The organism is Marivirga lumbricoides (genome assembly GCF_014636295.1).
GTDB classification, from domain to species: domain Bacteria; phylum Bacteroidota; class Bacteroidia; order Cytophagales; family Cyclobacteriaceae; genus Marivirga; species Marivirga lumbricoides.
In genome coordinates this window covers 181,353-195,787 of the sequence record NZ_BMEC01000014.1, presented here as the reverse complement: position 1 = coordinate 195,787, position 14,435 = coordinate 181,353, and the positions used below count along the sequence as shown (strand labels likewise).

At 38.9% G+C, this 14,435-nt stretch carries 12 protein-coding genes; 10 read left to right on the top strand and 2 right to left on the bottom strand.

The window, feature by feature from the left end; genetic code table 11:
* Window positions 1–51: 51 nt before the first annotated feature.
* The 7 genes from IEV85_RS20355 to IEV85_RS20325 all read left to right on the top strand — a co-directional run bounded on the left by IEV85_RS20355 (window position 52) and on the right by IEV85_RS20325 (window position 8,981).
* Window positions 52–1,722, top strand: a complete 1,671-nt coding sequence (locus IEV85_RS20355) for an alkaline phosphatase family protein (RefSeq protein ID WP_188467011.1) — start codon at window positions 52–54, stop codon at window positions 1,720–1,722.
* A 12-nt stretch (window positions 1,723–1,734) separates the two neighbouring features.
* A complete protein-coding gene (gene pbfA / locus IEV85_RS20350; protein ID WP_188467010.1) occupies window positions 1,735–3,099 on the top strand; it encodes a (R)-1-hydroxy-2-aminoethylphosphonate ammonia-lyase in 1,365 nt (454 codons plus the stop codon).
* Window positions 3,096–4,679, top strand: coding sequence for a fibronectin type III domain-containing protein (locus tag IEV85_RS20345; RefSeq protein ID WP_188467007.1), 1,584 nt, complete (start codon window positions 3,096–3,098; stop codon window positions 4,677–4,679). The genes pbfA and IEV85_RS20345 overlap by 4 nt, the downstream gene beginning before the upstream one ends.
* Before the next feature lie 9 nt (window positions 4,680–4,688).
* Window positions 4,689–5,732 carry an alkaline phosphatase family protein gene (locus IEV85_RS20340; RefSeq protein ID WP_188467005.1) on the top strand — a complete coding sequence of 348 codons (1,044 nt, stop codon included), beginning with the start codon at window positions 4,689–4,691 and terminating at the stop codon, window positions 5,730–5,732.
* A 142-nt stretch (window positions 5,733–5,874) separates the two neighbouring features.
* Window positions 5,875–7,140: a DUF5690 family protein gene (locus tag IEV85_RS20335; RefSeq protein WP_188467003.1), complete on the top strand. Its 1,266-nt coding sequence runs from the start codon at window positions 5,875–5,877 to the stop codon at window positions 7,138–7,140.
* On the top strand, window positions 7,137–8,291 hold the full coding sequence (locus tag IEV85_RS20330; RefSeq protein WP_188467001.1) for a TIGR03364 family FAD-dependent oxidoreductase: 1,155 nt from the start codon (window positions 7,137–7,139) through the stop codon (window positions 8,289–8,291). The genes IEV85_RS20335 and IEV85_RS20330 overlap by 4 nt, the downstream gene beginning before the upstream one ends.
* A 6-nt stretch (window positions 8,292–8,297) precedes the next feature.
* A complete protein-coding gene (locus tag IEV85_RS20325; RefSeq protein ID WP_188466999.1) occupies window positions 8,298–8,981 on the top strand; it encodes a phosphonatase-like hydrolase in 684 nt (227 codons plus the stop codon).
* A gap of 26 nt (window positions 8,982–9,007) precedes the next feature.
* Here the strand turns inward: IEV85_RS20325 and IEV85_RS20320 are convergent, their stop codons facing one another.
* Window positions 9,008–9,592: a helix-turn-helix domain-containing protein gene (locus IEV85_RS20320; RefSeq protein WP_188466998.1), complete on the bottom strand. Its 585-nt coding sequence runs from the start codon at window positions 9,590–9,592 to the stop codon at window positions 9,008–9,010.
* A gap of 804 nt (window positions 9,593–10,396) precedes the next feature.
* On the opposite strand from IEV85_RS20320, the gene IEV85_RS20315 reads away from it, so the two are divergent.
* Complete coding sequence (locus tag IEV85_RS20315) at window positions 10,397–10,537, top strand: IS3 family transposase (protein WP_188466996.1); 141 nt, start codon at window positions 10,397–10,399, stop codon at window positions 10,535–10,537.
* Window positions 10,538–10,667: 130 nt separating this feature from the next.
* On the opposite strand, the gene IEV85_RS20310 is transcribed toward IEV85_RS20315, so the two are convergent.
* A complete protein-coding gene (locus IEV85_RS20310; RefSeq protein WP_188466994.1) occupies window positions 10,668–11,765 on the bottom strand; it encodes a hypothetical protein in 1,098 nt (365 codons plus the stop codon).
* A gap of 670 nt (window positions 11,766–12,435) precedes the next feature.
* Between IEV85_RS20310 and IEV85_RS20305 the strand changes: the two genes are divergently transcribed.
* Both IEV85_RS20305 and IEV85_RS20300 read left to right on the top strand, forming a co-directional pair.
* A complete protein-coding gene (locus IEV85_RS20305; protein ID WP_188466992.1) occupies window positions 12,436–12,573 on the top strand; it encodes a hypothetical protein in 138 nt (45 codons plus the stop codon).
* Between the two features lie 49 nt (window positions 12,574–12,622).
* Window positions 12,623–14,431, top strand: coding sequence for a tetratricopeptide repeat protein (locus tag IEV85_RS20300; RefSeq protein WP_188466990.1), 1,809 nt, complete (start codon window positions 12,623–12,625; stop codon window positions 14,429–14,431).
* Window positions 14,432–14,435: the final 4 nt, after the last annotated feature.

Genomic DNA, 14,435 nt, shown 5'->3' with positions numbered 1-14,435 from the left:
CAACTGAGGTTGCTCAGTAATGAGCAACCTCAACTAGTTACACTTTTTACTATGAAAAATCAATTCAACGCTTTTTTTAAAAGCCTATTCAGTCTTATAGCACCTGTAGTATTTTTCTGCTCGTGCTCGCATGATGAACAACCAAAGCCCGGCATTGAGCACATTGTGGTTATTGGTGTTGACGGCATGAGCCCAAATGGAATCACACATGCCAAGACTCCTGTACTGGACAGTCTGGTAAAAAACGGTGCCGCCACATTTGAAGCACGCGCAGTACTCCCATCTAGCTCCAGCTCTAACTGGGCCAGTATGATTATGGGTGCAGATACCGAGCAACACGGTATCACCTCAAACGGATGGGAGCCTAACAATTATACGCTTCCGGCAGTGGTTTCAGGAAATGACAGCCGGTTTCCGAGTATTTTTACGCTTTTTCACGATCAAAAACCCGATGCATTGGTGGGTACCGTTTACGATTGGGATGGCTTTGGCCGGCTCTATAATCCCGAAGACGTAGACTTTGATATCAATGGGGACCACGAAGATGGGACTACCCGGGATGCGATTGCCTACCTTAAAGAGTACAAACCCGATTTTATGTTTATCCATCTGGATCACGTAGATCATGCGGGGCATAGTGCAGGGCACGGCACTCCGGCTTACTATAAATCTGTAGAAAAAGCAGATAGCCTCATCGGCACGATCATAGAAGCAACCCGGGAAGCCGGAATGTTTGACCAAAGCCTTTTTATAATCGCTTCAGATCATGGCGGCCTGGGAAAAGGGCATGGAGGGGAATCCCTGGCAGAAGTGCAGATCCCTTTTATACTTTATGGTGCCGGAATCAAAAAAGGCTATACGATTGAAGAAAGCGTTTATCAATACGACAATGCGGCCACAGTGGCATTTGCTGCCGGTTTAAAAACACCCCAGGCTTGGATAGGAAGACCCGTTAAAAGTGCGTTCATCGGGTATGAAAAACCGGTTTTGACCTATAAAAAACAACAACAGCTGATTGCGCCAGTTTTGCTTCCGGACAACGGCCCCTATGCACCTGCAGGCGGATTGTTTACAGCCGAAAATACACAAGTTACGATCACCAATCCCAACACTTCAGGGACCATTATGTATACGCTTGACGGCTCTGATCCTTCCGCAGCAAATGGCCGGGAATATACCGCTCCGTTCACAGTAGACAGCACCACGCTCGTTCGTGCTGTTGTTATAGCAGGTCAAAATGAGCCCAGTACCAGTGCAGCAGGTAGCTACCGCCTGATTTCCGCGACAAAAAAACCGGCCGTTTTATACCGCATCTATAGCCTTGAAGCACCACATACACTCCCTGATTTTAGTGCTTTACCAGCAACGCAAACCGGGAAAATGATGGAAATCAACACGAGTATTCTTGACAGCCTTGATGCTTCTGAAAATACCGGGATTGTATATACTGCTCCCTTAAAAATAGATGCCCCCGGAGACTATACCTTCTATACCAACAGTGATGATGGCAGCAAACTTTTTGTAGATGAACAACTGGTAGTAGATAATGACGGAGATCACGGGGTTCAGGAACGCAGTGGCCGTATAAATCTAAAAAAAGGCTCACATACGCTTAAAATTGAATATTTTAACGGTGGTGGAGGCTATTATCTGGATGCCAAATACCAAGGTCCCGGATTAGGCAAACAAATCATCCCCGCAAATAAATTGATTCAGCCTTAAGGAATAGTGATTATGAAACCGCAACTTTCTAAAAATGAACGTATCGTAGAGGGGGATATCAACCGCTCTGAAGGTCGAAAAAAATGGCTGGCAGAAGACGTTGATGCCCATACCCAAATGCTTTTGGAAAAAGACGCCCGTTACTTTTTGCATCAGGCGCTGTCCACACCTTGTCTTGATGTGCTCACTAATGCCCAAGGCCCTTATATCACTAATCGAAACGGAAAAACGTATTTTGACTTCCACGGCAACAATGTACATCAACTGGGGTTTGCACATCCCAAACTTGTTGAAGCTTTAAAAAAACAGTTAGATAGCCTTACCTTTTCTACGCGCAGATATACCAATGAACCTGCAATTGATTTTGCCGAAAAACTCACCAGCCTTACTCCGGGTTTAGATAAAATATTAATGACCCCTAACGGCAGCTCTGCAGTAGGGATTGCCCTCAAACTGGCCCGCGCGGTAACCGGAAAGTACAAAGTCCTGTCGTTTTGGGATTCGTTTCACGGGGCATCCCTGGATGTGGTGAGCGTAAGCGGGGAATCGGTTTTTAGGGAACATATGGGGCCTATGATGCCCGGCGTGGAGCGCATTCCTCCACCCATTACCTACCGCGGTATCTATGAAGGTAACGAAGATAAAGCGATAGAGTATTTAGAATACGTTTTAGAAAAAGACAATCAAATAGGGGCTTTCTTGGCCGAAACCGTACGCAATACCGATGCGCAAATTCCGTCTAAAAAATTCTGGAAAGCGGCACGGGAACTCTGTGACCGGTATGGCATTTTGCTCATTCTTGATGAAATCCCCATAGCTCTTGGCCGCACCGGAAAGCTTTTTGCCTATGAGCATTTTGATATTATCCCCGATATACTCTGTTTGGGGAAAGGACTTGGTGGTGGCATTATCTCGCAGGCAGCCATTGTGACCAAAAGCGGTTACGACCGCTTTAACCACATCTCCCTGGGCCACTACACCTTTGAAAAAAGTCCCATGGGAGCTGTCGCAGCGTTGACGACCCTACAAGTACTTGAGGAAGAACATATTTTGGATCATGTACTGCAACTGGAAAAAATTATGAGGGCCGAACTGCATGTCTTGCAAGACCAATTTTCGATTATTGGCGACATTCGAGGCCTGGGTCTGTTATGGGGCCTTGAACTTGTAAAAGATCCTGTTTTTAAAGAAAAGGCAGATGAAGAAGCTGAAGCTATCATGTATGAATGCCTTAGAAACGGACTCAGCTTTAAAGTTTCTAAAGGGAATGTGTTGCAACTCTGCCCGGCCCTTACCATAACAGCTGCAGAACTTCGCCAGGCCCTAAGCATCCTGGCCCAGGCTTTTCAAAAAATTATAAAAACTCAGAAGTTATGAAAACGATACTAGTCTTTTTTACGGTCTTTTCAGGATTTTTAAATGTGGTTATTGCCCAAGAAAACAGCTTTCTGGTACGACCGTATTTACAAGATGCCGAACCCAATTCCATTAAAATCATGTGGGAAACCGCACAAGCCGGAGAGAGCATCGTAGAATGGGGAACCACTCCCAAACTGGGCAAAAAAACCAGCGGATCATCCTTTAAGGTAACTTTTGGGCCTTCCCGCCTGCACGAGGTAAAACTCAACGGCCTCAAGCGGTTTACCGAATATTACTACCGGGTCAAAACCGGTAAGCTGACCTCTGATATTTTTCAGTTTAAAACCCCTCCCTTTTCAGGCGAGGAAGAACCGTTTAACCTCATCGCTATGAGCGATATGCAGATTGACCGTAGCCAACCCAATAAATTTAACGAAGTGGTCAATGAGGGGATCCTGGCGTATTTAGACCAGGAGTTTGAAGGCAAGGTGCCCGATAACCTGGCCCTGGTGTTGATCCCCGGTGATCTCGTGGCCCAAGGAAGTGATTATGAGCAGTGGCAAACCGATTTCTTTAGCCCTTCAGAAAAACTTTTTGCTCAAGTTCCCGTGTATCCCGTTCCCGGGAATCACGAGCAAAACTCCCAGTTTTTCTTCAAATACTTCAGCCTTCCCGAAAATGGAGATGCTGCATACGCAGAACACTGGTGGTATAAAGATTATGGCAACGTACGCATCATTGGGCTCGACTCCAATAAAGGCTATCGCGATATGAGACAGCAATACGAATGGCTTGAACAGGTATTAAAAGATACCGAAAAAGCTGAAGATATTGATTTTGTTTTTGCGCAACTGCACCATCCTTTTAAATCAGAATTATGGATTCCGGGAGAAGAGGAAACCACAGGAAAAGTGGTTAAAATGCTTGAAGCTTTTTCAGACAAAACCGGAAAACCCAGCATTCATTTTTTTGGCCATACCCACGGGTATTCGCGCGGGCAGTCGCGTGACCACAATCACCTGTGGATCAATGTAGCCTCTGCAGGAGGTGCGATTGACAATTGGGGGGAGTTTGAAGGCCGGGACTATGACGAGTTTACCGTAACCCAGGACGAGTATGGCTTTGTTATGGTCAATGTAGACCCCAACCCTGCAGATCCTAAAATCAGTATTAAACGCATCAGTCGTGGCAATACCCTTCAAAAACGCGACAATGAAGTTACAGACAGTATTACGGTGTATAAAATAAATCAAAGGCCCGATGCTCCTGTTGCGCTTTCCCCTAAAAATGAAACGATTGCAATAACCGATATTGTATTGAAAGCCACTCCTTTTGAAGGGGGAAGACCTTCAAGCAGACACGCGGCTTCACACTGGCAGGTTGCTACTTCCCCTGAATTTGAAAAGCCCATCCTTGACAGCTGGAAACAGGACGAAAACTGGTATTACAAAGAAAACAGGCAAAAAGACGATGACCTCACCGATGAGTCAATCGCCCGTTTACAACCAGAGACTACCTATTACTGGCGGGTACGCTACCGGGATCAATACCTGGGATGGAGCGACTGGTCAAAAACCACCTCTTTTACAACAAAATAACCATACCTTATGCAGATTAAAACCCTTACGTTCACAGTACTCTTGGCCAGTTTGAGCTTTTGTAACCTTGAGGCTCAAGATCAGGAAGACCCTAAAGTCATCTTGATTACCTTAGATGGTTTTCGCTGGCAAGAGCTTTTTACCGGTGCCGATTCTAAACTCATCAGCAATACCCAATACGTTGATGACACTACCGGCTTGAAATCTAAGTTCTGGCGGGATACTCCCACAGAACGCCGCGAAGCTTTATTGCCTTTTATCTGGAATGAGGTGCGTGATCTGGGGGAAATTCACGGAAACCGGGAAGCAGGCAGCAAGGTAAACCTGACCAATACCATGTGGTTTTCGTATCCCGGCTATAATGAAATCCTGACCGGAAAATCCGATGATAAAAACATCACCAGTAATGCCAAAATCTACAACCCTAATGTTAGCATTTTAGAAGAAATCAATAACATTCCAAAATATAAAGGTCAGGTTGCTGCTTTTACCAGTTGGGATGTTTTTCCCTACATCATAAACGACAAGCGCAGCGGTATCCCGGTAAATGCAGCTTTTGATCCTGCTACCGGTGACGCTATCACCGAAAAAGAACGCTTCTTAAATAAATTACAACAGGAAATTCCCAGCCCATGGGGAAGTGTACGTCTTGACGCATTTACCCACAATTATGCCCTGGAGTATCTAAAAAGAAAGCATCCCAGCCTGGTGTATATCGCCTATGGAGAAACCGATGATTTTGCCCATGAAGGCGAATACGATGCCTATTTAACGGCTGCGCACAACACAGACGCGATGATCCGGGAATTGTGGAACTATGTACAGACAGATCCCTTTTATAAAGACCAGACTACCCTTATCATTACCACAGATCATGGGCGCGGTACAGAGCCTTTGGATACCTGGAGAGGTCACGGAAGCAACATTTCTGGCGCAGATCAAACCTGGATGATTGTTCTGGGCAATACAGCCGAAAACTTAGGTGAGGTGAAGAGAAATGAACAATTGTATCCAACACAAATTGTATCTAAAATTAAAAAGATTTTACATTAATTTACTTTTGTTAAAATTTAGAAATATAAAAGTTTAATTATTTTACTATATGTGAACTTTTTCTATTTTTGAGCTGCTTTTATAAATTTTAAACTCCGGTCGCAAAGCATGTGCTATTTTATCTGTTAATCAAGGATTTATTATGGATATCAAAAAAAAGGACCTTTTATTTATTAGCAAAGCCTCTTTAGCAGCTTTTGGGGCATATTTCTGTATGTATGCTTTTAGAAAGCCTTTTTCTGTTGCCACTTTTGAAGGGATTCAGGCTTTTGGAGTTGATTATAAAATACTACTTATTATTAGTCAGGTTTTGGGGTATATGATCTCAAAATTTATAGGTATAAAGGTGATCTCTGAATTAAAGCCAAAACAGCGCCTCTTGTATCTATTAGGGCTAATAGGAATCTCTGAAATTGCTTTACTATTTTTTGGTTTAGTTACCACACCTTATCATATACTCTGCATATTTTTTAATGGCCTGCCACTTGGAATGATCTGGGGTATTGTCTTCTCTTATCTGGAAGGACGGAAATATACTGAGATCCTTGGAGTTATTCTTTCTACAAGTTTTATTATTTCAAGCGGAGTGGTAAAGTCTGTTGGATTATGGATAATGATTTCCTGGGGCGTTTCTCAATTTTGGATGCCTGCTGTTACCGGAGCCTTATTTATTCTTCCGTTAATTTTTTTCGCTAAACTCCTGGAAACCATTCCGCCTCCAGATCAGGCAGACAGGGAATTGCGAATAGAGCGGGTACCAATGCGAAGAAAAGAACGTAGAAAAGTATTGAAGCAATTTGCCCTTCCACTGTTTATTCTTATTTCGTTTTATATAGTTTTAACTTCATTTAGGGATCTGCGGGATAATTACGCAAGGGAAATTTGGGATGGTTTAGGGTATGCAGATGATATTTTTGTATACAGTACTTCTGAAATTGCGGTAGCCCTCCTGGTTTTGCTAATCCTGGCTTTGGTCTATAAAATTAAAGATAATCTAAAAGCTTTACTTACCTACCACGGAATTCTACTTATTGGTACATTTTCCATAGGTATTGCCACTTTTTTATTGCAAACCCAAATTATTGATCCCTTCTCCTGGATGGTCATTTCCGGTTTTGGGTTATATATCTGTTACGTTCCCTTCAACGCGTTATTTTTTGACAGGTTTATAGCCGCATTTCGTATTAAAGGTAATGCGGGTTTTCTCATTTACGTGGCAGATGCATTCGGATATCTGGGAAGTATGGGGGTGTTGCTCTACAAAAACTTTGGAATACATAAAATATCCTGGTTGCAGTTTTTTATCAACGGTGCTTATCTGCTTTCGATATTGGGGATACTTAGTGTTATTATTTCATTTTTCAATCTTAAAAAAAAGCACGATCGTACTAAAATTAATACTTTATGATAACTAAATATGATCTCGTTATTGTAGGCGGTGGTATTTTAGGAACATTTCACGCCTATCACGCACTACAACGAGGACTAAAAGTCGCCATTTTTGAACAAACTAAAATGCCGCAAGGAGCTACTACGCGTAATTTTGGTCAGGTTGTTCCTTCTGGGATGAATACAAAATGGCAAAATTACGGTAGGGAAAGCCTGGGTATTTATAAGGAAATCCAAAAAACTTTTGATATTACAATTCGACAGAACGGATCGGTATATTTGGCTTCCAATGAGGAGGAAATACAGCTTATTGAAGAACTCGCTGCAATAAATAAAAAGAATAATTATTCTTCATCATTACTTACGAAAGCAGAATGCCTTGCCAAATATCCGGGCTTAAGGGCAGATTATGTCAAAGCCGGCTTGTTCTTTCCGGAAGAAGTGACGGTGGAGCCACGCACAATGATTCTTAGATTACAGCAGTATCTGATAGAACAAAAAAAACTTCAGTTATTTACCAATACCAAAGTAATCCAGATTTACGAAAACAGTGCAGAAGCAAGCATTATCACGGCTAATGGAGAAATCTGGAAGGCTGATAAAGTTTTAATATGCAATGGGAGCGATTTTAAAACTCTATATCCCGACTTGTTTGCGAAGAGCGATTTGCAACTCTCTAAATTACAGATGATGCAAACCAAACCACAACAAAACTACAAGCTGCAGGGCTCTATTTTAACGGGATGGACCATTAGGCGTTATGAAGCTTTTTATGAATGTCCTTCTTTTGAAACAATTAAAGCGAAAGAAAAACAGGACAGTTTAGAAAAAAAATGGGGTGTACACATTTTATTTAAACAAGCTGCTGATGGTTCTGTTATCCTGGGTGATTCTCATGAATATGCCGAAGCTTCAGCCATTGATGATTTAGGTTATGGTCTTAATATGGACATTGACAATTTTATGATTAAAGAAGCCAGAAAAATTTTCAATCTTCCTACTTATGAAATACAGGATCGATGGTTTGGTATTTATTCACAATTCAAAACAGGAGATATCTTTTTAGAACAAATTGGGCAACGCATTCATATTGCCACCGGAATTGGCGGAAAAGGAATGACTGGCAGTGCTGGATTTTCCAAAGAAAATATAAATTCAATATTAAATTAATACCATATGAGCATGATCAAACTTGCCATTTTTGATATGGCAGGAACCACCATTAATGAAAATAATATCGTTTATAAAACTGTACAAAAGGTAATTAACGATCTGGGCTACCAGGTAAGTTTGGAGAACGTATTGAAATTCGGGGCTGGGAAAGAGAAATACCAGGCCATTACAGATGTTTTGATTAATTGCACTAACTCCGTCAGCGTCCCCAGAGAAGCGGAAACTGCCTTTGAAGCCTTTAAGCATGCCTTGCGGGAAGCTTACGATAAGTTAGAAATAAGTACTTTTGACGGGATGTTGTCTTTCTTTAAAAAGCTTAGAGAAAATGAAATCTATATTGTTTTAAATACAGGGTACAATGCTGAAATAGCAACTAAATTATTGGCCAAATTAGACTGGAAAATCGGTAAAGAGATAGATCTGCTTATTACAGCAGATGATGTTACCAAAGGAAGGCCTGCCCCCAATATGATCTACAAAGCAATGCAACACTTTAATATAACCGATGTTGCAAAGGTTTTAAAGGCAGGCGACTCTGAAATTGACATCATAGAAGGTAAAAATGCAAATTGCGGCATAACTGTTGGTGTGCTTAGCGGAGCTCAAACCCGAAACCAGCTTGAAGCTACCAAACCTGATTATATTTTAAATGTGATAACCGAATTGGAAGATATTTTGATTGACTAATTCTTTACACAAGATGCTGATAGCTTTTAAAGGTTGTCGGCATCTTTTAAGAAAAAATAGATCACCAGCATACATGTAGGCACATCTGCCCGATTAATTGGCACGTGAGGTATCCTTCCGTCAAAGAATATGGAATCTCCTTCGTTTAAAGTCACTTCTTCATCTCTAATATTATAAATACAGCTTCCACTAAGTATATATTTAAATTCATAAGCATCGGTTTCTACTTTACCGCGCTCAGATCCTGGCTGGATTTCAAGTAAAACAGCTTCAAAAGCAATAGATGATAAGGATTTACCAAAAATGGATTTATACTGAAAGCCTTTAGCATCAACCTCTTTTTGAATGACAGAATATTCAGCCTTACGGGATACAATAAATGCCGTTTTTCCCTGCTGGGGAAGACTGTTAAAAAAAGAAGCTACTTCGGTTTCTATAGCACTGATAATATTTAAGAGCACAGGTAACGAAGGTATCGTTCTTCCATTTTCTATTCTGGAAATCAATCCATTACTTACTTCAGCATTCTTGGCCACAGTACTTATTGTAAGTCCTTTCTCTTTTCTGATTTCTCGAATACGTTTACCAATACCAACTATATAATCTTCCAATTTTTAACAATTAATCAAGAACCTCTGGGCAAGCTTCGGGCTATATTATACCCTTTTGGCGGTGCCCATAAACCGTAAATATCTTACTTTTTACCATTTTTACAAGAAAAAGTAAATTTATTCAGTTTTAATAGTCCTATTGAAACTTGCTTCTAATTTAAAACAAGTTGAGGTTTGAAGTTGCTATTTTTATTCGTGGAGAGAATTCAAGACAGTTTGTTACCAAACAACTATTTTGGAAACATAAAAATACTATTACAGTTTACAGTCCCTTATTAAAGGAGCAGGCAGTTCGTTTAAGTTATCAGCGGGGGAGCAAAAGAATTATCAGACGAACCGGGCATGGAATCCCAGGGGATTTACAGCCAGTCTTAAACATTTTTATCCGATTGAGGGGATTTGCAAGGTTTCTAAAATAAGTAGAGTCAGCTTTTATAGATGATACATCACTGGTCATTCCAAATGGGTACGGAAACATAGCCTGCTTACAGCTTTAATAAAAAAGGAATTAGATCTAAGTAAACAGTGGTGGCCATACACTACTAGCAGAACAGCTAAAACGTAAATACTACTTTATATATAATATAAAGATTTAGGGTGGCTAAAATTATGAAAGCGGTCAATTGAGTCAGTAAGCGCAAAACAAAATGAGATTTAAAGAAAAAAAAGCTTCAAATCATAAATATCCGGTCTACAGAAATTTACTCAGGCAGAAACTTTACCCCCCCCCCAGCAGGTTAAATAAAGCTTGAGTCAGCTACATTACTTATATTCAGACCCAACCTTTGATAACACGATCTGTCATTGGAAAACAATTGTTGTGATAAATCCGCAGCTGAATCTTTCTTTAAAGCTTTAAAAGCAGGACTTATTTATAATGATGGTTATAAGTCTATAGAACAGGCTAAAGCTACTATTTTCGAAATATGGTATAACAGGAAATGATTAAGTTTCTTTATGAGCTATAAAGCCCCTTTTGATAGTAATTTTCCAGCTAATGGTATTTCTTGCAGTTGAAAATTTCTTTATCAATAGATTAAAGTCATTTTCTTCTTTTCTAAGGTTGTATTTAAATTCACTTTTTCTCACTTTCCTCTAACTCTTCCCAACGCTGCTGGTAATTATTATAAAGCTTTTTAATAAAGGAATCCATTTCGTTGGAAACTAGTTGAAGCTTATAAGCTACTTCTTTCACCGTTTCACGATTCATTTTATCCAGTTCTATAAGCTGAGTAAGTCCTTGCATAGTAGCTACAGGTCTTCGCATTACATGAGAAATGTCAAAAATGATTTGTTCCAATACATTCTCATAGGATTTCTGAAGACTAATGTCTTTTACTATACCAAAACAGAGAGTTTCCCCAGCATCATTCAGATAAGTATTAATTCTTACCATATAATATTTAGTACTGCCCCCTTCATTTTTCAATGCATAAGAAAATTCTACAGATCTTCCCTCTTCCTTTTCTAAAAGGAAAGTCCTGAAATCATGAAAATCCATTCTATGTAATAATCTAAAGATGCTGTCAGGACATGATAGGTGTGGAATACTCCAAAAGTGAGGATGCAGATTGATTAACTCATCGCTTACATTAGGAAAACCCAGTTGCCCTTCAGGGCTTATGATGAACTCATAATGCGCTCCGGGCAACTGGTTTAGGGATTGTAAAAGTATAGGTTTTGGTTGGTTGTTTCTTCGTTTAATTTTATGTTCAGAATGCAGTTTACCTACGTGCTGACTCAATTGTTTTAAAGCATGCTTATTCTGTTCAATTGCAGAAGGGTTCTCCGGGTGTAGTACACCTATTAAACCGCAAACTTGATTTTTATCATCAAGAATAGGGAAAATTAAGGTTTTGGCGTATTGTTCGTAATGTTTAAAAAAGTAGAGATCTTGAAATAAAGTGTGATACTTAGTATTAGGTGCATAAAAGCATGAAGCTTTTAATTTCCCAAATCGCTCTTTATAAAGTGCGAAATCAGTTGAATGAAAGTTTTTAATTCCATGAGAGTAATGATGCACTGCATGAAATTCATCATCCCAAAAAATAATAAATGACATTTTGCTTTCGCATAACCCGGTACTTAGCGCCAGTACATTATCATATAAGCTGTGCATTAAAGCATGCAGCGGCTTAAAGTCATTTTGGCTATATCGAACTGGGAGATTCATTTTTTATATTCTGGATATATTCTTTCACAAAAAGTTATAAAATAAGTATCCCCTTAAATTTTTTAATTAAAAAAAACCCTTCGGGACGGGAAAATGATGATTAACAGTATAGGGGATCTATTAATACTCATTATTACATCCCGGCCCTACGGGTGACATCGCATTATATAACTAAAGTCTTGGTTGATGCCGCTTCCGACATTTCTCTATGCGATGATTCAAAATTAGGATAAAGGTTTTGAAAAAAAATTACCTAAAACAGTAAGAAAAAAACTTTTTTTAGGGTGTTTTCACCGAGGAACTAGTAAGTTTTTGCTAAGAGACTAGTAAAATAATACCTAAAAGTAGGTATTGCATGAGATGCGGATTTTCGTATAGCCTCCCTGCTTACTATTGGCGAAATATGCATTTAAATGGTATGAAAGCATGATTTGGACAAGTTGCCCACTATTTTAATTAGTGTATTAATCATTTGCGAAAATAGGAGCAATAATTACTGTAATGCGCAAAAAATACTAATTTATCGGTTTTTTATTACTAGTTGTGGTTGAGTATTACTACTGTAAATAGTTTTAAATCTACTGTTTTGGGTATTTTCTATCTTTTAGCAACTCCCTAATATTGTACCATATTAATAAAGGAAAAAACTATTTTAAATAAATATAAAGTTATGAAAACTCTTAAAACATTAAAGTACGCATTATTAGTAGTAGCTATTTTCTCATTCTCCGCTTGTGAGCTAGTTGAGGAGCCTGATTTTGATACTGAAACAGGGAGCAGCCAGCCACAGCATTCTGATATAGACTGAAAATTTCATACTATTTAGTAAAATGTCTCATCTTTTGTATCTTTAACAAATGATGAGGCATTTTTTTTTGTTTTTAACTCTGTTTTTTCTCAATTATATCAATATATATGGTAATGATAGGAGTGATTCTCTAATTGCTGCAGGAAGACAGTTGAGAAATGAAAGTAAAATTGATGAGGCTTTGAATTTATTCGAATTGGCTTTGTCATATTATATAGATGAAGATGATTCTTTTAATATTGCCAATACATATAATCTTTTAGGCACAACTTATAGAAGAAATAATCAAAAGAGAAAAGCTCTACAATCATTCTACGAATCTATAAGAATAAATAAAGTATTAAATAATTTTGATGGATTAGTTGCCAATTATAATAATTTGGCTAATTATTATAGTGTTGAAAGTTCCTATCAACTAGCATATGAATATTATAAATTGGCTGAGCAGATTTTAGAAGATACCTCTGACAAAAAGAAGTTAATGAGTATCCAATTGAATTTAGCCATATTGTTTTCTTATAAAGATAGTGGTTTAACAAATTATGATTCAGCTATTATATATAATCTTAAATCATTGGAATTGTCTAAAGAACTAAGAGATTCTTTATCTATATCTTTTTTATACAATAATTTAGGATTTCTATATGAGAAAAACAATAATCTTAAAGCCGCATTAACTAGCTACTATAAATCAATTGAAACTAAAGTAGCAATTGCAGATAGCAATGGTTTAGCCGTATCTTATTTAAACGTAGGGAATGCTTATTTAAAATTGGAGAACTTTGAAAAGAGCATCGAATTTTACGAAAAAAGCTTAGCACTAAAAGAGTATGTTGGTGACCCAAACCATGACCTCCATGTTCTCTCCAACTTAGTAAAGGCTAAAATGGGTGTAGGAAAAGTAGAGGAGGCTTCCGCTCTATTCTTAAAGTATAATCAATTGAGAGATTCTCTTTTCGATAAGGAAAAAATGCAGGAGATAAAGGACCTGGAGACTAAATATGAAACAGAAAGGAAAGAGGAGGAAATCAGACGACAGGAGATGGCCATTCGCGAAAAAACTTTTCAGAGTAATATTTTTTTAGGTCTTTCAATTTTACTGGTCATTTTAATGCTCAGCACTATTTTCTTTTTTCTGCAAAAACAGGAGTATGTTAAAAAGTTGAAAAATGAAGAAATAGCGACAATGAAAACAGAGCAGGAACTCAAGGAGCTGAATGCGATGATGCATGGTCAGGAAGAAGAGCGAAACAGGATTGCAAGTGATTTGCATGACAGGCTGGGAGCCAGGCTTTCTTCTATAAAATTGCTTTTTCAAAGTGATGATTCCCAGGAAATGAAACTCAAAGTACTAGACTCTATTAATGAGGCTATAAAAGAAACAAGGGAAATCTCTCATAACCTTTCTACGGACATGTTAACTCGGTTTGGAATTGATACAGCTATTAAGGATATAGTAAGGAGTATCAATGATGCCGGACAAATTCAGGCAGATTTTGAAAGCTACGGAATGCAGGAAAGATTGCCTCTGGAAATTGAGAGAAATATTTATCACGTGGCACTGGAGTTGATTAATAACACTTTAAAGCACGCGCAAGCAAGCCATTTAATGGTACAAATCAGCTGTGTGGATGATGAGATTAACGTGTTCTATGAAGACAACGGTATAGGTTTTGATCCCCAGCAGTTTGCCGATTCAGGAATGGGACTACGTAGTATCTATGCGCGTATGAATGCTGTTAAAGGAGCTGTATATGTTAATTCCAAACCAGGTAAGGGAATTAATGTAGTATTAAGTATTCCGCTTTCGCAGCAAAAAAATTCTACAGACCAGTTAAAGAGGGAAAAGTTAGCATAAAAGC

What these genes read in the sequence shown, in the direction of transcription:
- IEV85_RS20335 (WP_188467003.1), top strand. Translation starts at nt 5,875, where the DNA reads ATGGATATCAAAAAAAAGGACCTTTTATTTATTAGCAAAGCCTCTTTA.
- IEV85_RS20330 (WP_188467001.1), top strand. Translation starts at nt 7,137, where the DNA reads ATGATAACTAAATATGATCTCGTTATTGTAGGCGGTGGTATTTTAGGA.
- IEV85_RS20300 (WP_188466990.1), top strand. Translation starts at nt 12,623, where the DNA reads ATGATGAGGCATTTTTTTTTGTTTTTAACTCTGTTTTTTCTCAATTAT.
- pbfA (WP_188467010.1), top strand. Translation starts at nt 1,735, where the DNA reads ATGAAACCGCAACTTTCTAAAAATGAACGTATCGTAGAGGGGGATATC.
- IEV85_RS20355 (WP_188467011.1), top strand. Translation starts at nt 52, where the DNA reads ATGAAAAATCAATTCAACGCTTTTTTTAAAAGCCTATTCAGTCTTATA.
- IEV85_RS20345 (WP_188467007.1), top strand. Translation starts at nt 3,096, where the DNA reads ATGAAAACGATACTAGTCTTTTTTACGGTCTTTTCAGGATTTTTAAAT.
- IEV85_RS20325 (WP_188466999.1), top strand. Translation starts at nt 8,298, where the DNA reads ATGAGCATGATCAAACTTGCCATTTTTGATATGGCAGGAACCACCATT.
- IEV85_RS20310 (WP_188466994.1), bottom strand. Translation starts at nt 11,765, where the DNA reads ATGAATCTCCCAGTTCGATATAGCCAAAATGACTTTAAGCCGCTGCAT.
- IEV85_RS20305 (WP_188466992.1), top strand. Translation starts at nt 12,436, where the DNA reads ATGAAAACTCTTAAAACATTAAAGTACGCATTATTAGTAGTAGCTATT.
- IEV85_RS20340 (WP_188467005.1), top strand. Translation starts at nt 4,689, where the DNA reads ATGCAGATTAAAACCCTTACGTTCACAGTACTCTTGGCCAGTTTGAGC.